This window comes from Streptomyces tibetensis, from assembly GCF_007655005.1.
GTDB lineage: Bacteria > Actinomycetota > Actinomycetes > Streptomycetales > Streptomycetaceae > Streptomyces > Streptomyces tibetensis.
Window position 1 is genome coordinate 165,623 of record NZ_SZVW01000008.1, and the last position, 19,451, is coordinate 185,073.

The window sequence follows — 19,451 nt, forward strand, 5'->3', positions numbered from 1 at the left end:
CGATGACCAGCAAAGAAACGGGCACCCACGGTGCCGTTCTGAAGGACACCCCGCCCGCCGACGAGCGTCCCCTCGTCGCACTCCGCGGCGCCGGCAAGTCCTACGGCAACGTCCGCGCCCTGCACGGCGTGAGCCTCGAAGTCCACCCCGGCAAGGTGACCTGCGTCCTCGGCGACAACGGCGCCGGCAAGTCCACCCTCATCAAGATCATCTCGGGGCTGCACCAGCACACCGAGGGCGAGTTCCTCGTCGACGGCGAACCGGTGCGTTTCGCCACCCCGCGCGAGGCCCTCGACAAGGGCATCGCCACGGTCTACCAGGACCTCGCGGTCGTCCCGCTGATGCCGGTGTGGCGCAACTTCTTCCTCGGCTCCGAGATGACCAAGGGCCCCTGGCCGCTGCGCCGTCTCGACATCGAGCGGATGAAGAAGACCGCGGACGAAGAGCTGCGCAACATGGGCATCGTCCTGGACGACCTGGAACAGCCCATCGGCACGCTCTCCGGCGGCCAGCGCCAGTGCGTCGCCATCGCCCGCGCCGTCTACTTCGGCGCCCGCGTCCTCATCCTGGACGAGCCGACCGCCGCACTCGGCGTCAAGCAGTCCGGTGTGGTGCTGAAGTACATCGCCGCCGCCCGCGAAAAGGGCCTGGGCGTCATCTTCATCACCCACAACCCGCACCACGCCTACATGGTCGGCGACCACTTCAGCGTGCTGCGCCTCGGGACCATGGAACTGTCGGCCTCCCGCAGCGACGTCTCCCTCGAGGAACTGACCAACCACATGGCCGGCGGCACCGAACTGGCATCTCTCAAGCATGAGTTGTCGCAGGTCCGCGGCGTCGACGTCGAAGAGCTCCCCGAAGAGGGAGACCTCACCGCCCCCGTAGCCGCCTCTTCGGAAGGAAAGTCCTGACATGGCCCTCGCGCTCGACCGCATCCGGGTCGGCTCAGCCCCCGACTCCTGGGGCGTCTGGTTCCCCGACGACCCCCAGCAGGTGCCCTGGGAACGCTTCCTCGACGAGGTCACCGAGGCCGGCTACTCCTGGATCGAACTCGGCCCGTACGGCTACCTGCCCACCGACCCGGCCCGCCTCACCGACGAGGTGACCAAGCGGAACCTCAAGGTCTCCGCCGGAACCATCTTCTGCGGCCTGCACCGCGGCCCCTCCGAGTGGGACTCCACCTGGGAGCAGGTCAGCCGGGTCGCAGCCCTCACCCAGGCCATGGACGCGAGGCACCTGGTCGTCATCCCGTCCTTCTGGCGTGACGACAAGACCGCCGAGATCCTGGAGGCGCCGGAGCTCACCGTCGAGCAGTGGCGCAACCTCACCACCGGCATGGAGCGCCTCGGCCGCGAGGTGAAGGACAAGTACGGCCTGGACATCGTCGTCCACCCGCACGCCGACACCCACATCGACACCGAGGAGCACGTCGAGCGGTTCCTCGACTCGACCGACTCCGACCACGTCAACCTCTGCCTGGACACCGGGCACTACGCCTACTGCGGCGGTGACAGCGTCAAGCTGATCGAGACCTACGGCGAGCGCATCGGCTACCTGCACCTCAAGCAGGTCGACCCGGAGATCCTGGCCGACGTGGTGAAGAACGAGATGCCGTTCGGCCCCGCGGTGGCGCGCGGTGTGATGTGCGAACCGCCCGCAGGCGTCCCCGAGTTGGGCCCGGTCCTCACGGCCGCCCAGAAGCTGGGCGTGGACCTGTTCGCCATCGTCGAGCAGGACATGTACCCCTGCGAGCCGGACAAGCCGCTGCCGATCGCGGTGCGCACCCGCAAGTTCCTGAGGTCCTGCGGCGCCTGACGACCCGAAAGGACGGCCATGACGGAGCGTGCCCCGCTGGGAATCGCAGTCATCGGTACCGGAAGGATGGGCGCCGACCATGTGCGCCGCATCCACGACGTCACCAGCGGAGCACGGGTGGCCGCCGTCGTGGACGTCGACGCGGAGCGCGCGAAGGCCGTCGCCGCCCGTGTCGACGGCTGCACCGCCCACACCGATCCGGCCGCCGCGATGGCCGCGTCCGACGTCGACGCCGTCCTGATCGCCTCCCCGGGCCCGGCCCACGAGGCCACCCTCCTCGCCGCCTTCGAGCACGATCTGCCCGTCCTGTGCGAGAAGCCGCTCACCCCCGACGCGGCCTCCGCCCTGCGCGTCCTCGACGCCGAACTGAGCCTCGGCCACCGCCGGGTCCAGGTCGGCTTCATGCGCCGCTACGACCCCGAGTACGCGAAGCTGAAGGCCCTGCTGGCCACGGGCCAGCTGGGCCGCCCGCTCATGGTGCACAACCGGCACCGCAACGCGGCCAGCCCGCCCTTCTTCACCAGCTCCATGCTCATCAGCGACTCCGTCGCCCACGAGGCCGACGCGACCCGCTGGCTGCTGGGCCACGAGATCACCGCCGTCACGGTGCTGCGCCCCACCCCGTCGGCCAACGCCCCGGACGCCCTGCAGGACCCCCAGTTCGTCGTCTTCGAGACCGACGGTGGCGCCCTCAGCGACGTCGAGATCTTCGTCAACTGCGGCTTCGGCTACCAGGTCCAGGCCGAGGTGGTCTGCGAGCGAGGCACGGCCCGCATCGGCGACGGCCACGCCCTGGTCACCCACATGGCAGGCCGCTGGGGCGGCACCATAGCCCAGGACTTCACCGAGCGCTTCGAGACGGCCTACGACCAGGAGATCCAGGCCTGGGTCGACGCCACCCGCCGCGGCGAGGTCACCGGCCCGAGCACCTGGGACGGCTACGCCGCGGCGGCGGTGTGCGAGGCGGGGGTGCGGGCGCTGGAGGACGGCGGCCGGGTCGGGGTCGAGCTGGGGGAACGGCCGGCGCTGTACGCGTGACAAGGGGTTCGTGGCGCGGCCCCGGTCCCTTGTTGCATGTAGCGTGAACAGTGTCGTAGAGGGGAGCGGTGATGGGCACGGCACGCGACCTGATGATCGTGGCGATGGACGGAGCGACGAGCCGGTCGGTGACGCAGGGTGACCTGTCGCTCGGACTGGCCGGGGCCGAGGTGTTCGACCTCCTCGGCGTCGAAGCCCTGACGTTGGACGAAGACCGCATCGTGCCCCGCCTCACGCCACCCCTCGACGACCCTCTGCTCGAACAGGCCGCGGCCGGGCTCGTGCGTGACAAGCCGTACGAGACGGTCGACGACTGGCTGTGGCGCAGGGGCCGCGGACTGGCCGAGCGGTACCTGACCGTCCTGACCGAGGAGGGACTGATCGCGCGGCCTCGCGTCTCCTGGATCCCCTTCCGCGGCACCGCCGGGCCGACGCCGGTCGACTCTCCTGCCCGGCAGCGCGCCAGGGACCGTCGGGCGAGCGACGAGCCGGTGCTCACCACCCTCGCGGCCGCCGTCGGAGCGTGCGACGACGTGCCCGAGGAACTCGCCGTGCCCCACGGCGTCGCCCAGACCGTGTTCGCCGCAGTGGTCGGCGCCGTGACGGAGCTGGACGCCGTGCGCCGGCGACGGGCCGTCGAGGACGCGGCGTTCGCCAACGTCTGGCGCGGTGCGTGAACCGTCGCGCTCCCGCGGACCCGTCCGTCCCGAGAGCCCGGCCCTACGCGCCCCGCGGACGGTGACCGCTCCGGACCGACTGACCGCCCTCATCCTTGGCCTGTCTGGGTGATGGCGGGACGGGAGCCGGGCCCCGCCCCGCCGCGGTACGTCAGACCGCCCGTACCTCCTCGATGGTCACCGGACGGTGCTCGTGCAGCGACAGCGTGCACGCGTCGGCGATCCAGCCCGCCTCCAGGGCGTCCTCGATGGTGCAGGGCGACGGTCGCGTGCCTGCCACGACCTCGGTGAACGCGGTCAGTTCGGCGCGGTAGGCCTCGGTGAAGCGGTCCATGAAGAAGTCGTGCGGGGTGCCCGCCGGGAAGGTCACCCCGGGCTCGACCGAGCGCAGCGGCAGCTTGTCCTCCAGGCCGACCGCGATGGAGTCCTCGAAGCCGTGGATCTCCATGCGGACGTCGTAACCGCGGGCGTTGTGGCGGGAGTTGGACACGACCGCGATCGTGCCGTCGTCGAGGGTGAGGATCGCGCCGGTGGTGTCGGCGTCACCGGCCTCCTTGATGTACTCGGCGCCCCGGTTGCCGCCGACGGCGTACACCTCGCGCACCTCGCGGCCCGTCACCCAGCGGATGATGTCGAAGTCGTGCACCGAGCAGTCGCGGAAGATGCCGCCGGAGGCGGCGATGTACGCGGCCGGCGGGGGCGCCGGGTCCAGCGTCGTCGAGCGGACGGTGTGCAGCTTTCCGAGCCCACCGCTCTGCACGGCGGCGCGGGCGTTGACGAACCCGGTGTCGAAACGCCGGTTGTAGCCGATCTGGATGGGCACGTCACGGCCCGCCACGGCCTTGAGCACCTCGACCCCCTCGGCCATGGTCCTGGCGACGGGCTTCTCGCAGAAGACGGGGACACCCGCCTCGACCCCGGCCAGGATCAGCGCCGGGTGGGCGTCCGTCGCGGCGGCGACGACGATGCCGTCCACACCGGAGGCCAGCAGGGCCTCCGGCGAGTCCACGACATCGGCTCCGAACCGCTCGGCGGCGGCCTTGGCGGCGTCCGCGAACGGGTCGGTCAGGACGAGGGAGTCGACGGCGTCGAGTCCGGAGAGGGTCTCGGCGTGGAAGGCGCCGATACGGCCGAGGCCGAGGATTCCGATACGCATGAGGTGGTGCTCCTTGATGCAGGGTGCGGGTGCGCCCTCAGGGGCGCGGGGAACTGCGCGGCGAGCCACGATGGCGCCGCGCACGACCGGACGACAACGCGCGGCAGATCCTCAGTCGAGTCCCCCCAAAACGTTCTGGTCCCAATCGATGACCGACCCTGTGACCACCCCGGACCGGTCCGACAGCAGGAAGACCACGAAGTCGGCGATCTCGTCCGGCTGCCCCAGCTTGCCCATCGGCAGCTTCGCGGCGGCCTCCTCGCGCCAGTCGTCCCCCGCCCCGTGGAAGGCCTTCTGTGTGGCGTCCTCGCCCTCGGTCGCGGTCCAGCCGATGTTCAGGCCGTTGATCCGGACCCGGTCCCAGCGGTGGGCGTGCGCGGCGTTGCGGGTCAGCCCGATCAGCCCGGCCTTCGCGGCCACGTACGGCGCGAGGAACGGCTGCCCGCCGTGCGCCGATGACGTGATGATGTTGACGATCGTGCCGGGTGCCTCACGCCCCACCATGTCCGCCACCACCGCCTGCATCGCGAAGAAGGGGCCCTTGAGGTTGATCCCGATGTGCTGGTCGAACAGCTCGGGCGTGGTGTCCAGGAGCGTCCCCCGGGACGTCAGACCGGCGGAGTTCACCAGGCAGTCCACGCGGCCGTAGGTCTGAACGACCCGGGCCACGGAGGCCTTGGCCTGCTCGGCGTCCGACAGGTCGGCCCGGACGTACAGGGCCTTGCCGCCGGCGGCGGTCAGCTCCTTCACCAGCGCCTCGCCGGGCTCCGGGCGCCGTCCGGTGACGGCCACGACCGCCCCCTCGCGGACCGCGGCCCGCGCGATGGCCGCGCCGACCCCCTGGCTGCCGCCGTTGACCAGGACGACCTTGTCGTCGAGAAGTCCCATCGAATTCCTCAGCTCTCTCGCCGTTCGGCACCGGCCCGCAGCTCCGCACGGAGCGCCTTTGGAGTCCATTCCTCGCGCAGTGCCCGCCGCATCAGATCCGCCTGCGAGGGCGGGGCGAGCCCGTCGACCGGCGGGTCGCTGTCGAGGTTGGTGGGGAAGGGGTAGCCCTCTGCGCTCGCCGCGATCACCTGGTCCAGCCACGCCGGGTCGGCGCCTGCGGCCTTGCGTGCGAGGAGCACCGGATACACCGCGTTGGCCACCGCCTCCCGGTCCACCGTCTCCATCGCACGCCCGAACGCGGACGACACCTGGAGCAGGTTGGCCATGCGCCGGATGTCCGCGGACCGGTTGGTGCCGGCCGCGTGGAAGAGGGCCGGGTTGAAGAACACGGCGTCGCCCTTCGCGAGCGGCAGCTGCACGTGGTGTGCCTCGAAGTACGCCCGGAACTCCGGGAGCCGCCAGGCGAGATACCCCGGTTCGTACTTCTGCGAGTGCGGCAGGTACATCGTCGGCCCGGACTCCACCGGCATGTCGCAGTGCGCGACCGCGCCCTGCAGCGTCAGCATGGGGGAGAGGCGGTGCACGTGCGCCGGATAGGCGGCGGCGACCTCGTTCGACAGGAAGCCCAGGTGGTAGTCGCGGTGCACGGTCTGGGCGGCGCCACCCGGGTTGACCACGTTGAGCTGGGAGGTCACCTGGTAGCCGGGGCCGAGCCAGGCGCCGGCCACCAGGGCCAGGACGTCGTTGGCGTAGTAGTCGGCGAACGCCTCCGGGTCGTACAGGGCCGCCTTCTCCAGCGCGTTCCACACCCGGTCGTTGGCCCCCGGTGCGGCGAAGTGGTCCCCGGCCGCCGCGCCCGAGGCGCGCTGCTCGGCGATCAACGCCTCGAACACGTCGGTGACCCGGTCCACGATCCGGGGGTCGGGAAAGGCGCCGCGGAAGACCACGATGCCGGGCCCGTCGGCGAGCGCCCGCACCAGCTCGGCCTGGACCACCCGGTCGCCTTCCAGCAGCCCGCAGTCGTAGACGGGCACGTTGTGCTCGATCGCGGAGGCGTGCGGGTAGTCGGCGGGGTCCGTCGCCTGTTCGACCAGGTCGCGGAACGCGTCGAGATCGCACTCCTGCTCGGACAGCCAGGCGCGGCGGTGTACGGAAGTGAAGGACATCGTCGTCCCTTCGGGGTCACGGAGCGACGCAGCCCTGTCATTCTTGTCAGTACAAACCCCTCGAACAACCAGCAGTGAGCCATCAAAAACCCCTCAAGGAGCCGGCGTATGGGACACCCGTTCCCGATCCGGGAGATCGCCCGTCAGGCGGGCCTGAGCGAGGCGACCGTCGACCGGGTGCTGAACGGCAGGGGCGGAGTGCGCGAGAGCACCGCACGGGAGGTCCGCCAGGCCATCGCCGACCTCGACCGGCAGCGCACACAGGTGCGGCTCGTCGGCCGGACGTTCATGGTCGACATGGTGATGCAGGCGCCCGAGCGCTTCACCACGGCGATCCGTGCCGCCCTGGAGGCCGAGCTGCCGTCCCTGCGCCCGGCGGTGCTGCGCTCCCGCTTCCACTTCCGCGAGACCGGCCCGGCCGCGGAGCTGGTGCGGACCCTGGACCGGATCGCCCGGCGCGGCTCGCAGGGCGTGATCCTCAAGGCCCCGGACGTCCCCGAGGTGACCGCCGCGGTCGGCCGGCTCGAAGCCGCCGGCATCCCGGTCGTGACCCTGGTGACCGACCTGCCCGCCAGCGCCCGCCTCGCCTACGTCGGCATAGACGACCGGGCGGCCGGCGCGACGGCCGCGTACCTGATGGGCCAGTGGCTGGGGGAGCGCCCGGGCAACATCCTCACCAGCCTCAGCAGCGGCTTCTTCCGCAACGAGGAGGAACGCGAGATGGGCTTCCGCAGTGCCATGCGCGCCCGGCACCCCGAGCGCACACTGGTCGAGATCGCCGAGGGACAGGGGCTGGACACCACCCAGTACGACCTCGTCCGGGCCGCCCTGGAACGCGACCCGGACATCCGCGCGGTGTACTCGATCGGCGGCGGCAACATCGCCACGCTGCGGGCCTTCGACGACCTCGGCCGCGACTGCGCGGTGTTCGTCGCGCACGACCTCGACCACGACAACACGCGCCTGCTGCGCGAACACCGCCTGTCCGCCGTGCTGCACCACGACCTCCGCCAGGACGTACGCGAGGCCTGCCACACCGTCATGCGCGCCCACGACGCGCTGCCCCCGGCGGGACCGACCCTGCCCTCGGCGATCCAGGTGGTGACGCCGTACAACATGCCACCGCAGGCGGCCGTGTGATCCGTGGGCGACGCCGGGCGTGGGTACGGGAGGGGACCCGGCCCCGCCCCTACCGTCGGGCCCATGTGGACCTCGCGCCCGGACGGCGGCCCCGAGCGGCTGGTGACCCTGGTCGACGGCGTGTTCGCCATCGCCATCACCCTGCTCGTCCTGGACCTCTCCGTGCCCCGGGAGCTCGATCCCGCCGCGTACCACAGGGCCCTGCGCGAGCTGCTCCCGGACCTCGGGGCCTATGCGCTGAGCGTCGCGGTGCTGGGGAGCTTCTGGCGCGACCACCGGCGGATCTTCCGGGGCGTCCGGGAGGTCGACGGCCAGGTGATCGGCATCTCGATGGTCGGCCTCGGCGTCGCCGCCCTCGTGCCGTTCCCGACCCGGCTGCTCGCCGAGTACGGGGCTCAGCCGGTGTCCGTCGCCGTGTACTCGGGCGCCGTCGCCGCGCTCGGTGCCTGTCATCTGGGGGTGGCCGCCGTCCTGGCGAAGCGCCCCTGGCTGCGCCACGACACGCCCTCCGAGGCGGCGACCACGCTCTACCTGATCGACAGCGCCACGTCGGTCGTGGTCTTCCTCGCCACCATCCCGCTGGCCCTGGTGGCGGGCCCCAGGATCATGTGGCTGTGGCTCGTCCTCGTCCCGGTGAAGGTCCACTTGGGCCGAAGACTTCAGAGCCCGGGCTGAGGACGGGAGTCAGGCCCGGGACGGGACGTGCGGGCCCGAGCCCGGGCCGGGGGCGGGCTGCGGGGACTCCGAGCCTGGGCGGGGCGGGCTGCGGGGAGTCCGAGCCTGGGCGGGGCGGGCTGCGGGGAGTCCGAGCCAGGGCCGGTGGCCGGGTGTCAGGCCCGCCCGGCCACCTCCGCCCAGCTCCCGCTCTGCGCCGAGCGCGCCATGGCGTCCAGCGCGGCCGCGCTGTGCACGGCGTCCGTGAGCGTCGCCCCGTACGGGGTGCCTTCGGCCACCGACCGCAGGAAGCGGTACGCCTCGACGACCTTCAGATCGTCGTAGCCCATGGCGTTCGCCGCGCCCGGCTGGAAGGCCGCGAACTCCCCGTCGCCGGGGCCGGCATACACCGTGGTGACGGACTGGTCCTGGTACGTCGTACCGCGGCTGACCCCCAGCTCGTTCATGCGGCGGAAGTCCCAGAACACCGCGCCCTTCGTGCCGTGCACCTCGAAGCCGTAGTTGTTCTGCTCGCCGACCGAGACCCGGCAGGCCTCCAGGACACCGCGCGCCCCGGAGGCGAAGCGCAGCAGACAGCTGACGTAGTCCTCGTTCTCGACCGGGCCGACTTCACCGCCCGAGGCGCGGCTGTGTCCGGCCGTGGCGCCCGACGGGCGGGCCCGCTCCGGGAGGAAGATCGCCGTGTCGGCCGTCAGGGAGGTGATGTCGCCGAGCAGATGCCGGGCCAGGTCCACGCCGTGCGACGCCAGGTCGCCCAGCACCCCGCTGCCGCCCCGCTCCCGCTCGTAGCGCCACGTCAGCGCGCCTTCGGGGTGTGCCGCGTAGTCGCTGAACAGCCGGATGCGCACGTGCGTGACCGCGCCGATCTCCCCGGCGGCGATCAGCTCGCGGGCCGTTTCGACGGCGGGCGCATTGCGGTAGTTGAAGCCCACCGTGCCCTGCACACCGGCCTCGGCGACCGCGTCCGCCACCGCACCGGCGTCCTCGGCGGTCAGACCCACCGGCTTCTCGATCCAGATGTGCTTGCCCGCCTCGGCCATGGCGACGCCGATCTCGCGGTGCAGGAAGTTGGGTGCGGTGATGCTGACCGCCCGCACCCGGGGATCGGCCGCCACCTCGCGCCAGTCCCGGGTCGTCGAGGCGAACCCGAACTGCGCGGCGGCCTCCTCCGCCCGGCCCGGTACCTCCTCCGCGACCGTGACCAGCTGCGGGACGAGGGGCAGCTGCGGATAGTGGTGCCGCACGCGCGCGTACGCCTGGGCGTGAACCCGCCCCATCCAGCCGAATCCGATGACGGCGACGCCGAGCGTGTCCACCATGAGAGCCCCTCTTTGGACCGTTCCAGTACCTGTCCAGGCCACCCTGAGCGGGGTTCGCCGACGGTGTCAACCCTTTGACAAGCCGCGCCGCTTCATGGAACGGTCCATCCCATGAGACCGCCGACGATCCGGGACGTGGCCGAGCGGGCCGGTGTCTCCAAGTCGCTGGTCTCCCTCGTGCTGCGCGGCTCGGACCAGGTCCGCCCCGAGAAGCGGGACGCCGTGCTCCGGGCCGCCCAGGAGCTCGGCTACCGGCCCAACGCAGCCGCCCGCAGCCTCAGCGAGCGGCGCACGCGCACGGTCGGCGTCCTCCTGAACGACCTGCGCAACCCCTGGTTCGTGGACCTCCTCGACGGCCTCAACTCCCTGCTGCACGCCAACGGCCTGCGCATGATGCTGGCCGACGCCCGTCTCAACCGCCGTACCGGCCAGGATCCGGCCGACCCGCTGCTGGATTTGCGCGTCGACGGCCTGGTCGTGGTGGGCACGCTGCCCGACCCGGCGGCCCTCGGCGACGTGGCCGGCCGGATCCCGGTCGTCATGGCCGGCTCCCGCGAACCGGCGCCGCCGGGCGTCGACGTCGTGGCGGGAGACGACGAGCGGGGCGCCCGGCTGGTCACCGAGCACCTGATCGGCCTCGGGCACCGCCGCATCGCGCACATCGCGGGATACGGCGCGGTCGGCGGGCTGCGGCGCCGGAGTTTCGAGGCGACGATGCGCCGGCACGGCCTTGCGGACCGGGTGGTGGTCGAGCCGAGCGACATGACCGAGGAAGGCGGCTACCGCGCGACCGTCCGGCTGCTCAGCCGCCCCGACCGGCCCACGGCCGTCTTCGCCGTCAACGACATCGCCGCCATCGGCGCCCTCTCGGCGGCCGGGGAGCTGGGCCTGCGCGTGCCGCACGACCTGTCCGTCGCCGGCTACGACAACACGAGCATCGCCCGCCTGCGGCACGTGTGGCTGACGACGGTCGACAACACGAGCCACGACGTCGGCCGCCGCGCGGCCCACTGCCTCCTGGAGCGCTTCGAGGGCGTGGGCGGCGAGGGCCGGATCCAACTCGCCACGCCGACCCTGGAGATCCGGGGGACGACGGCGCCGGCGCCCTGATCGCGGCCCTGGCTCAGAGGTTGATCGCGTACGCCTTGCGCAGGGTCTCGTGCACCGTCCACGTCGTACGGTCGCCCTCGCGCAGTACGGCCATGTCGCCCGGCCCGACCCTGAGCGTCGGCCCGTCCTCGACCTCGATCGTCGCCGACCCGCTGATGACGACGAACAGTTCGTCCGCCTCGGTGTCGGTGACCATGCCGGGCGTGATCTGCCAGACGCCCCGCACCTGGCGGCCGTCCTCCGACTCCCAGACCACCTTGCCGGTCACCTCGGGCGTCCCGGAGACGATCTGCTCGGGCGCGAGGGGCTCGGGTTCGAGCTCGGTGTCGGGGATGTGCAGTACGAAGCTGTGCGTCATGCGGAGACCGTAGCCCTGATCAGCGGGGGAACGGCCACGACAGTGTGTGGGGTGTCGGCCGGGTCGGGCGGACACTTCGTCGCCCGGGCTCGCGCCCTTCGGGGGTTCACCACTGGACGCCGGACGGTACCGCACCGCCCGGCCCCCGCTGTCCGTCTCAACCCCTATGCCCTGGTCGGGAGTTCCCGCCGATTCGCGTATTGTTTGCGGCATATGCCCCGCAGTTGCGATGGTCGGGGCGTGCGAGCGTGCGGGCGAAGGGGGAGCAGGACGTGGACGAGGCGCGGCGACGATCGGCCCGGCGAGCCGAACTGGCCGGAGGCGTGATCACGTCCCTCCTGGCCTTCTCGGCCTTCGCGGGCCTTGCCACCAAGGCGGGACTCCCCTGGTGGGCCGTTCTCGCCGTCGCCGTCTCGACGGTGGGTCTCGCGGGGTGGACCCGGCGCCCGGACCGGCCGGCGGCACGGGCCGGAGGGCGAATCGGTGAGCGGGCCGGGGAACAGGTCGGGGAGTGGGCCGGGGAACGAATCGGGGAACGGGCCGGGGAGCGGGTCGGGGCACGGGTCCCCATGCGGTAGGGTTGACCTGCGTGATCACGTGGTTTCACCCGCGCGAGACGCATCGGGACGTGGCGCAGCTTGGTAGCGCACTTGACTGGGGGTCAAGGGGTCGCAGGTTCAAATCCTGTCGTCCCGACTCGTATGAGTCGCAGGCAGGGCTGTTTTCGGGAGGCACCCGAAAACAGCCCTCGCGCATTTCCATGTGCAGGTGCGCGGAGAGTGCAGCCGCTCCGGCCGCCGTGACATAGGCCACCCGCGTGCACTCGCCTCGTATGTGTTTGCGTTCGCGTCGGCTGGAAAGTGGCTCTGTAATCACCGGACGCGGCAATCCGGTGGATGGTGACCGAAAGCCGGAAAGAGGAGGTTCGATGTCCTCGAAGCGACGTCGCAAGAAGAAGGCCCGCCGCAAGAACGGCGCGAACCACGGCAGCCGTCCGCAGTCCTAAAGGTCCTGCGGGCACGCCGACGTAAACGGGTGGGTGGCACATGCCACCCACCCGTTTGCGTTCGCAGGCGCGTCAAGGGGGACGGGCCCGGAGGTCAGATCAGCTGCGCCTCCGGCACCCCGTTCCTGCGGACCCACTCCGCGCGGTGCTCGGCGGCCAGGGCCATGCCGCGGCGGCGGGCCTCGGCCGGGACCGGGAGCCGGCACAGGGCGTCGAGCGTGCCCAGCATCGTCTGCGCGAAGTGCTGCCCGAGGGCGGTGAGGCGGCCGGAGGCCAGCAGGACCTCCGTGGCCTCCCGGGCGCCCGTCCGCCAGCGGGCGAACCGGGCATCCGCCAGGGCGAGTTCCTCGGGGTCCTGCTCCACGTCCCGGCGCCGGTTCCAGAACTCCGCCACGCCCAGGTGTGCGTACGCCCCGTGGAAGAGGCCGAGCAGGGGGCGTGGATCGGGGCGCCAGGGCGCGTAGTAGAGCTCCTCGCCGTTCTTCTCGAAGAGGTCGAACAGGTGCAGTACCGCGGCGAACTTGCCGTGCTGCATCTCGTGGGTCATGGACAGCGCAAGACCCCGAGCGGAGCGTGGCCGGGACAGTGCCATGGCGCCGAACGCCTCCGCGCTGCTGCCGCTGAAGCTGCCCGGGCGGTCGACCGGGACCAGCGTGCGCGGAACGGCGACGAGTTCGGCGTACGTCCCCGGGTGGTGGTCCCGCAGCAGACGGCAGGCCTCCCGTGCCGTGGCCTCCCACCAGCGCAGGTCGCCCGGGGGCAGCCCCAGCGGCCGTTCCGGGACGCCGGGGAAGCGCAGCGGGTCGGCGTCGTCCAGCAGCAGCGGCGCGCCGGTGTCCGGCACCACGAGCCGGTGCGCCGCCCGCCACCGGCCGGACGGCCCGGACGGGACCTGAGGAACCTCGACCGGGCCGGGCGGTGAACCGAGCCCCGCCACCCCGATCCGGGCCGCGCCCCCGGCGTCGACCACCACCTCGGCCAGGTCACCGGGCCGGGCGCCCGGGAAGCGCGCCCCGCCGAGCGAGGGCAGGAACACCTGGTCCGTCGTCAGCGGCCACCGCACCCGTCCGGGCACGCCCGCGCGGACCGCGGCCGCCGCGGCCAGGGCACTGAACCAGTGGACCGGTGGCGCGCACGCGACGCCGGTCCCGGCCTCGACGAACCGGTCCAGCCGGGCCAGCAGGCCTGTCAGGGCGGTGCCCGCCGAGGGATGGGACAGCACCGCGGCCACGGCCTCGGGATCGGCCCGATGGGCGGCTGCGAGCAGTTCCCATGCCCGCGCGGCCGCGTCGGCCACGCCCCCGCCGGCCTCACCGGCGGCCCGCGTCACCGCCAGTGCGCAGGCCAGTCGTCGGCTGTGCTCGGCGCGGGCCAGCAGGCGCAGGGCGTCGGCCCCGCCGCCGCCCGTCGCGAGCGCGGTGAAGAGCCTGCCGGGCACACGAAGCGGCACGGGCCCCCTCATGCCGCTTCCGCCGCGGCGGTGCGCAACCGGTCCAGGTCCGCGGCCAGCCGCCCCCTGACCCGCGTGATCAGAGCGGCCAGGTCCGCGCAGTAGACACTGGGGTTCGCGAACCCGGTGGCCGCACGGTAGCGGTGGGCGTAGTGCCCGCCCCCGCACACCCGCCGCAGCCGGCAGCCACGGCACTGCGCGGACAGGCCGTCGACGCCCCACTGCCGGGCCGCCACGCCCGGATGGCGCAGCAGCGCGTCGAAGGAGTCGCGCCGTACGTGCAGGCCCGTCCGGGCGGCGCCGTGGTACGCGGTGCGCAGCGTGTCGTCCTGGGCGAGCGAACCGTCCGTCTCGACCACCGCGTACCGCACCGGGGCCACGCCCAGCGCCTCGGTCTCCGGGGCTCCGCCGAGCAGCAGCGCCATCATGTCCTCGAGCAGCCGCACCCGGGTCTCCCGCTGTCCCGCCCCGTACCAGCGCTCGAACACCCGCCACAGCCAGTCCGCGTACGGCGTGCCCGGGCGCAGCCCGGGTGGGGGAGTGTGCCAATTGCCCTGCGGCAGCAGGAAGTCCACGGCGGGCGGGCGGTACGTCAGCAGGTGCTCGTAGCAGCGCACCGGATCGTTGCGCAGGTCGATGGTGCACAGCAGGCCCGCGAACAGCTCGCGATGGGGCCCGTCGGACAGCCGGCGCACGGCCTCGGCGACCCGGGCGTGGCTGCCGCGCCCGTCCGCGCCACGGCGGTGCCGGTCGTGTGCCGCGCGGTCCCCGTCCAGGCTCACCGAGACCCGGATGCCGTGCTCGGCGCACAGGTCGAGCCAGCGCTCGGTCAGCCGTGCACCGTTGGTCTGCAGCACGAGGTGCAGCGTCACGCCGGGACCGGCCGCGGCACGCAGGACCGAGGCCGCGCGCCCCAGAGCGGCCTCACCCGCCAGCAGCGGCTCACCCCCGTGCAGCACCACACCGGCCTCGCGCAACCCGTGCGCCGCGAGGTGCTCGGCGATGCGCCCGGCCGTGCGGTCCACCGTCTCCGGCGCCATGGTGCGCGGTTGCTCGCGCCAACTCCGGTCCTGCGCACGGTACATGTAGCAGTACTGGCAGGCCAGGTCACAGCGGCTGTGCACCTTCAGGACGAAGGAGTGCAACGGCGCGGGCACCCAGCCGGCCGCCTCCCTGGCCACGACGTCGGCCGCGGCCGGCCACGGCGGCTCCGCATGGCGCAGCCGATTCATACGCACCCCCCGGTTCGCATGCCGACCGGCCCGTGCCCGCCCGGCCGGTCCACGCCATTGGGCACAGTATTCGGGGCCGGTGACAGACCGTCAACATCGAGAATCCGTCGTCCGGGCCGCCACCGCCCGAAAGTCGCCGTTTTCCCGCGGCACCCCGTGGGGACGTCAACACTGGACACCGAGTCCCGGGACACGCAGGCGCCGGGCGTGGAGAGCCGCCACGACGGCGGTCCGTCGGGCACCGCGGAGGATGGGCCATGGCAGAGCTCGAGGAAGCGGGTGCCGAGCGGGACGAGGGCGCACTGGAGTCCGTCGTGCTGGACCTCACCGGCGTGCCGCTCGACGACCTCGCCGCGCTGCCGCCCTCCGCGCTGGGCGAGACCCTGCGCCGGCTGCGCACCGGCGGCGACCCGGACGAACCCTTCGTCACCGGCCACAACGAGAGCCAATGACCGGCCCCCGCGCCGACGCGGCCCTCGCGCGAAACCGTCTGATCAGGGGCAACCCGTCCTATACTGACCGTCCCTGACTGTCGTGCCCCACCGTCCAGCACCTGCCGTCCGAAGCGGAGTGGCCATGCCCGACATCCACACAGCCGACCGCTCGGGACGGTTCGCCCTCTTCTGCTCCACAGCGGAGAACCTCGGCGTCAGCACGACCGTGCACAACGTCGCGGACCTGCTGGCCGCCGGCAACCGCAGCGTCCTGATCGTGGACGGCCGGGCGACCGGCACGCCGGGCGGCGACCCGCTGCCCGCACCCGAACCCGGGCGCATCCACTCCGCCGCCCGCCGGGACGCCGCCTCCCTCCTCGCCCTCACCTCGGACCCCCGGGCCCTCGCCTACGACCACGTCCTCGTCGAAGCCCCGCTGCCCGACGCGATCGGCGCACCGGCCGAGGGCAGGCTCGGCTCCCTGGCCGACTCCCTCGTGCTCTGCTTCGCCATGACCGCCTGGTCCATCGACGGGGCCGCGGCCCTGGCCGAGCAGATGAGCGGCGGCCGGTCCGGGCGGCCCGTGCGGCTGCTGGCCCTGGGCCTGAAGAGCAACGTCGAGTCGCACGACCGGCTGCGCGGCGCCCGGGAACGGGTGCGCCGCAAGTTCGGCCCCCTCTCGAGGGCCTCCCGCACCTCCGAGGTCGCCTTCCTGGAGATCCCGTACCACCCGCTCTACCTGGACACCCGGCAACTCGCGGTCGAGAGCGAGCCGGAAGGCTCGGTGACCGGGCTGCGCCCCTACTACGAGCGGCTCGCCGACTGGCTCCGCAACCGGCGTCCGCTGCCGCTGAGCCGCGTCACCCTCGTCCACTCCCAGCGCCACGCGCCCTGGGCGGCCTGGCTGGAGGACCAGTTCCGGCGCGGCGGCATCCGCACCGAACTGCGCGCCTTGGACGCCTACTCCGGTGACCGGCCGGCCCCCGGCACCGCGCTGCTTTTCCTCTCCCCGGCGGACATGGACCACGCCGCCCTCGCCCAGCTCGCCGCGCTGTCCCACCCCGACGTCCGGATCGTCCTGGCCGACGAGCCCTTCCCCGACCCGGGCGCCGCCCACCACGAGCGCATCGACCTGCGCGGCACCGACGAGGACGAGGCCGTGCGGCGGCTGTACGCCGGGCTCGGCCTCGGCGCACCGCCCTCGACGGACGGCACGCCCGGAGCCCGTTTCCCCCGGCTGCCCGCCGTCACCAACGTGGCCCCCCGCTACAGCGGCTTCGTCGGCCGGGACGACGTTCTCGGCGGTCTCCTGGAGGAACTGCACGCGGCGGGCCGGGACCGCACCCCGCTGGTCGTGCACGCCGCGAGCGGCTGGGGCAAGAGCGAGATCGTCCGGGAACTGTGCCACCGCTTCGGCTCCGCCTACGACGTCGTGTGGTGGGTGCGTTCCTGGGAGATCCCGCGCGCCCGCCGCGGGCTGACCCGGCTCGCCGGCCGGCTCGACCTGGTCACGACCGGCGACGGCGCCTCCCCGGCCCTGTTCGAGCACCTCTCCCGCACCGACACACAGAGCTGGTTGCTCGTCTACGACGGGGCCGATTCCCCCGACGGGCTGCGGGAGTTGCTGCCCACCCCGCACACGCGCGGGCACGTGCTGATCACCAGCCGCAGCGCCCCGGCCACGCCCGGCATGGCGGCCTTCGCACTGCCACCCATGTCACCGGGCGAATGCCGGGCCGTCCTCGGCGAACGGCTCGCCGAGATCGACGAGGAGCAGGCCCAGCGGGTCGGCCAGGTCCTCGGCTTCGTCCCGCTCGCCCTGCGCATCGCCGCCCTCTGCCTCGCCGAACGCGCCGCGGCCCACCGGCGCGACGACAGCATGGGCGACCAGGCCGCGGCCAGGGCCGCCGTCGCGTACCTCCTGGCCGAGTACCGCACCGCCCAGCAGGCGCTCCTCGAACAGGAGGGCACCGCCCCGCCGGTGTCGGTCATGGTGCGGGTGGCGCGGCAGACCGTGCTGCACACCCCGGGCGCCGCCGCCTGGCGCGCCGAGAGCCGGACGAGCGACGCCCTGGGCTGGCTGCTGAACGCCGCCTCCCTGCTCACGGGCCGGGGCATGGGCCTGGAGCTGCTGCGCTCGCGGCGCATCCTCTCCGAACTCGCCCGCGACGACAGCGCGGACGGTGCGCCGGTCCGCCGGATCCCCGCCGACACGCGGATGCCCGACGAACACATGGTGAGCGTCGCCCTGTGGGCCCTGTCCCGGGTCGGGCTCCTGGAGGTCGACTTCGACCGGCCCGACCAGCCCCTCGGCCAGCACCACGCGGTACGGGACGCCCTGCGCGACGGCATGGAACCGGCCGAGCGCGCCCACATCGAGCAGGTGCTGCGCGGCACCCTCGCCGAGTACACCCCGGACGAGAACCGCGGCCTGAGCGCCGACTGGGCCCGCGAGGTGTACTCCCTGCGCCTGTGGGAGGATTACCGCCCCCGTGTCCGGCGCTCCCTGCTGCGCCACCTCAACGCCCTCAGTCAGCGCGGCGAGACCGCCGACCTCGCCCGCCTGCTCGACATCTCCGAGCGCGCGCAGGCGTCCTGGGCCCCGGTGGACGACGACGACCCGTCACCGGAGTATCTGCGCCTGCTCAACTTCACCGCCCGCGCCCACCGCCTCACCGGTGCCTACGAACCGGCCCGCCGGCTGTCCGAGCAGGCCCTGCGCGGCCACCGCCGGCTGCTCGGCCCCCTGCACCCGCGAACCCTGTTGTCCGCCGACTCCTACGGCGCCAATCTGCGCTCCCTCGGCAGGTTCTCCGACGCGCTGTTCCAGGCCCGGCCGGTCCTGGAGGGCCTGACGCTGCTGCTCGGGCCCCAGCACGCCGCGACCGTGCAGGCCGAGCACAACCTGGCCTTCACGGAGGCCCTGAGCGGACGGGCCCCCGACGCCCTGGCCCGGCTCCTCGCCCGGTTCCGCTACCGCCAGTCCGTCGGCGGCGAGGACGACCCGGCCGTCTGGCGGTCCGCCGACCTGCTCGCCTGGGTCTACCGGACCCTGGGGCGCGACGCGGAGTCCCAGGACCTGCTGCGGCAGTGGCTGCACCGGCACGGCGACATCGCCACCGGCACCCGGCTGAACATCGAACTCGGCCTGGCCGTCAGCGAACGACGCATCACCTACAACTCCGCCCGCTCCCACGAGAGGGTCTACGGCTACGAGAAGGCCCTCGAACGGGACCGGCGGGTGCTCGCCGAATCCACCGGCCGGTTCGGCGCCGACCATCTGGACACTCTGCGCTGCCGCTTCAGCCTCGCCGCCGACCTGCACGCACTCGGCAAGCACGACGAGGCCGAACACGAGGCCCGACTGTGCGGCAGGGCCCTGGAGAGCACCCTCGGCGCCTGGCACCCCTACGCTGCCCTGGCCGGGGTCCGGCACGCGGTGTACCTGCGGGCCTCCGGTGCCGTGGAGGACGCGGAGGCCATCGGCCGGGCCGCGCTGAACCTCCTGTCCGACCGGCTCGGCGACAGCCACGCCTGGGTGTCCGCCGCGGAGAACTCCCTCGCGGTCACCCTCGCGGCGGCCGGGCGGCCCGGGGAGGCGACCCGGCTCGTCGAGAGCGCCCTGCGCCGTTTGCGGGACCTGGACATGGGGCATCGCCCCGACGGGCGGCGCGTGGGGGCGCACCGCGCCTGGCTCACCTCCCGGGCCACCGGCCCCACCGCACCGGCCAGGGACTTCGACATCGATCTGGAACTGCCCGGCATCTAGGGGCTCAGCTGGACCTCCGTGGAAGAAGGAGATCCCTCAGAAAAACCCCCAGGACCCGGCGCCCTCGCCCGGGCGGTTCCCCGACGGAAGGTGAGCGCAGGTGGCGACAGCCCCGCAGCAGGAGACCGAGCTCTTCACGGAGTCCCACTGGTCCCCGGAGGGCCACGGCCGAATAACAGCGCTGTGCCAAGGAGCCTTCGCAGGTGTCCCCGCCC

General features: G+C 73.0%; 18 protein-coding genes and 1 tRNA gene. 12 read left to right on the forward strand and 7 right to left on the reverse strand.

Annotation, left to right across the window (positions count from 1 at the left end; all coding sequences use genetic code 11):
* Positions 1-2: 2 nt before the first annotated feature.
* From FDO69_RS15755 to FDO69_RS15770, 4 genes are all read left to right on the forward strand, one after another.
* Positions 3-914, forward strand: coding sequence for an ATP-binding cassette domain-containing protein (locus FDO69_RS15755; RefSeq protein WP_104780565.1), 912 nt, complete (start codon positions 3-5; stop codon positions 912-914).
* Position 915: 1 nt separating this feature from the next.
* A complete protein-coding gene (locus FDO69_RS15760) occupies positions 916-1,818 on the forward strand; it encodes a sugar phosphate isomerase/epimerase family protein (RefSeq protein ID WP_104780452.1) in 903 nt (300 codons plus the stop codon).
* Between the two features lie 18 nt (positions 1,819-1,836).
* Entirely contained in the window at positions 1,837-2,856 is a 1,020-nt protein-coding gene (locus tag FDO69_RS15765) for a Gfo/Idh/MocA family protein (RefSeq protein ID WP_104780453.1), read from the forward strand.
* Positions 2,857-2,927: 71 nt separating this feature from the next.
* Positions 2,928-3,533, forward strand: coding sequence for a GOLPH3/VPS74 family protein (locus FDO69_RS15770; protein WP_104780454.1), 606 nt, complete (start codon positions 2,928-2,930; stop codon positions 3,531-3,533).
* A gap of 151 nt (positions 3,534-3,684) precedes the next feature.
* On the opposite strand, the gene FDO69_RS15775 is transcribed toward FDO69_RS15770, so the two are convergent.
* The 3 genes from FDO69_RS15775 to FDO69_RS15785 form a co-directional block, all read right to left on the reverse strand.
* Positions 3,685-4,689 carry a Gfo/Idh/MocA family protein gene (locus FDO69_RS15775; RefSeq protein WP_104780455.1) on the reverse strand — a complete coding sequence of 335 codons (1,005 nt, stop codon included), beginning with the start codon at positions 4,687-4,689 and terminating at the stop codon, positions 3,685-3,687.
* A 111-nt stretch (positions 4,690-4,800) separates the two neighbouring features.
* On the reverse strand, positions 4,801-5,577 hold the full coding sequence (locus tag FDO69_RS15780; protein WP_104780456.1) for an SDR family oxidoreductase: 777 nt from the start codon (positions 5,575-5,577) through the stop codon (positions 4,801-4,803).
* Between the two features lie 8 nt (positions 5,578-5,585).
* Complete coding sequence (locus tag FDO69_RS15785) at positions 5,586-6,743, reverse strand: phytanoyl-CoA dioxygenase family protein (protein WP_104780457.1); 1,158 nt, start codon at positions 6,741-6,743, stop codon at positions 5,586-5,588.
* Positions 6,744-6,851: 108 nt separating this feature from the next.
* On the opposite strand from FDO69_RS15785, the gene FDO69_RS15790 reads away from it, so the two are divergent.
* Positions 6,852-7,883, forward strand: a complete 1,032-nt coding sequence (locus tag FDO69_RS15790; protein ID WP_104780458.1) for a LacI family DNA-binding transcriptional regulator — start codon at positions 6,852-6,854, stop codon at positions 7,881-7,883.
* 63 nt (positions 7,884-7,946) lie between these two features.
* A complete protein-coding gene (locus FDO69_RS15795; protein WP_104780459.1) occupies positions 7,947-8,558 on the forward strand; it encodes a TMEM175 family protein in 612 nt (203 codons plus the stop codon).
* A 155-nt stretch (positions 8,559-8,713) separates the two neighbouring features.
* Here the strand turns inward: FDO69_RS15795 and FDO69_RS15800 are convergent, their stop codons facing one another.
* Positions 8,714-9,877, reverse strand: a complete 1,164-nt coding sequence (locus tag FDO69_RS15800) for a Gfo/Idh/MocA family protein (RefSeq protein WP_104780460.1) — start codon at positions 9,875-9,877, stop codon at positions 8,714-8,716.
* 111 nt (positions 9,878-9,988) lie between these two features.
* Here FDO69_RS15800 and FDO69_RS15805 point away from each other — a divergent pair, with 111 nt between their 5' ends.
* On the forward strand, positions 9,989-10,987 hold the full coding sequence (locus FDO69_RS15805; protein WP_104780461.1) for a LacI family DNA-binding transcriptional regulator: 999 nt from the start codon (positions 9,989-9,991) through the stop codon (positions 10,985-10,987).
* A 13-nt stretch (positions 10,988-11,000) separates the two neighbouring features.
* On the opposite strand, the gene FDO69_RS15810 is transcribed toward FDO69_RS15805, so the two are convergent.
* A complete protein-coding gene (locus FDO69_RS15810; protein WP_104780462.1) occupies positions 11,001-11,345 on the reverse strand; it encodes a cupin domain-containing protein in 345 nt (114 codons plus the stop codon).
* Between the two features lie 248 nt (positions 11,346-11,593).
* Here FDO69_RS15810 and FDO69_RS15815 point away from each other — a divergent pair, with 248 nt between their 5' ends.
* The 3 genes from FDO69_RS15815 to FDO69_RS43040 all read left to right on the forward strand — a co-directional run bounded on the left by FDO69_RS15815 (position 11,594) and on the right by FDO69_RS43040 (position 12,351).
* Entirely contained in the window at positions 11,594-11,923 is a 330-nt protein-coding gene (locus FDO69_RS15815; RefSeq protein WP_167526604.1) for a hypothetical protein, read from the forward strand.
* 44 nt (positions 11,924-11,967) lie between these two features.
* A tRNA-Pro gene (locus FDO69_RS15820) sits at positions 11,968-12,041 on the forward strand.
* Positions 12,042-12,273: 232 nt separating this feature from the next.
* Positions 12,274-12,351: a 50S ribosomal protein bL37 gene (locus tag FDO69_RS43040; RefSeq protein ID WP_370443954.1), complete on the forward strand. Its 78-nt coding sequence runs from the start codon at positions 12,274-12,276 to the stop codon at positions 12,349-12,351.
* Between the two features lie 94 nt (positions 12,352-12,445).
* Here FDO69_RS43040 and FDO69_RS15825 read toward each other — a convergent pair whose 3' ends face one another.
* Complete coding sequence (locus FDO69_RS15825) at positions 12,446-13,801, reverse strand: HEXXH motif domain-containing protein (protein ID WP_234387950.1); 1,356 nt, start codon at positions 13,799-13,801, stop codon at positions 12,446-12,448.
* 8 nt (positions 13,802-13,809) lie between these two features.
* Positions 13,810-15,033, reverse strand: a complete 1,224-nt coding sequence (locus FDO69_RS15830) for an FxsB family cyclophane-forming radical SAM/SPASM peptide maturase (RefSeq protein WP_104780465.1) — start codon at positions 15,031-15,033, stop codon at positions 13,810-13,812.
* A gap of 257 nt (positions 15,034-15,290) precedes the next feature.
* On the opposite strand from FDO69_RS15830, the gene fxsA reads away from it, so the two are divergent.
* Both fxsA and fxsT read left to right on the forward strand, forming a co-directional pair.
* Positions 15,291-15,485 (forward strand): FxSxx-COOH cyclophane-containing RiPP peptide, encoded by a 195-nt coding sequence (fxsA, locus tag FDO69_RS15835; protein ID WP_104780466.1) that lies wholly within the window; start codon positions 15,291-15,293, stop codon positions 15,483-15,485.
* Between the two features lie 124 nt (positions 15,486-15,609).
* Positions 15,610-19,236, forward strand: a complete 3,627-nt coding sequence (gene fxsT, locus FDO69_RS15840; RefSeq protein ID WP_104780467.1) for an FxSxx-COOH system tetratricopeptide repeat protein — start codon at positions 15,610-15,612, stop codon at positions 19,234-19,236.
* Positions 19,237-19,451: the final 215 nt, after the last annotated feature.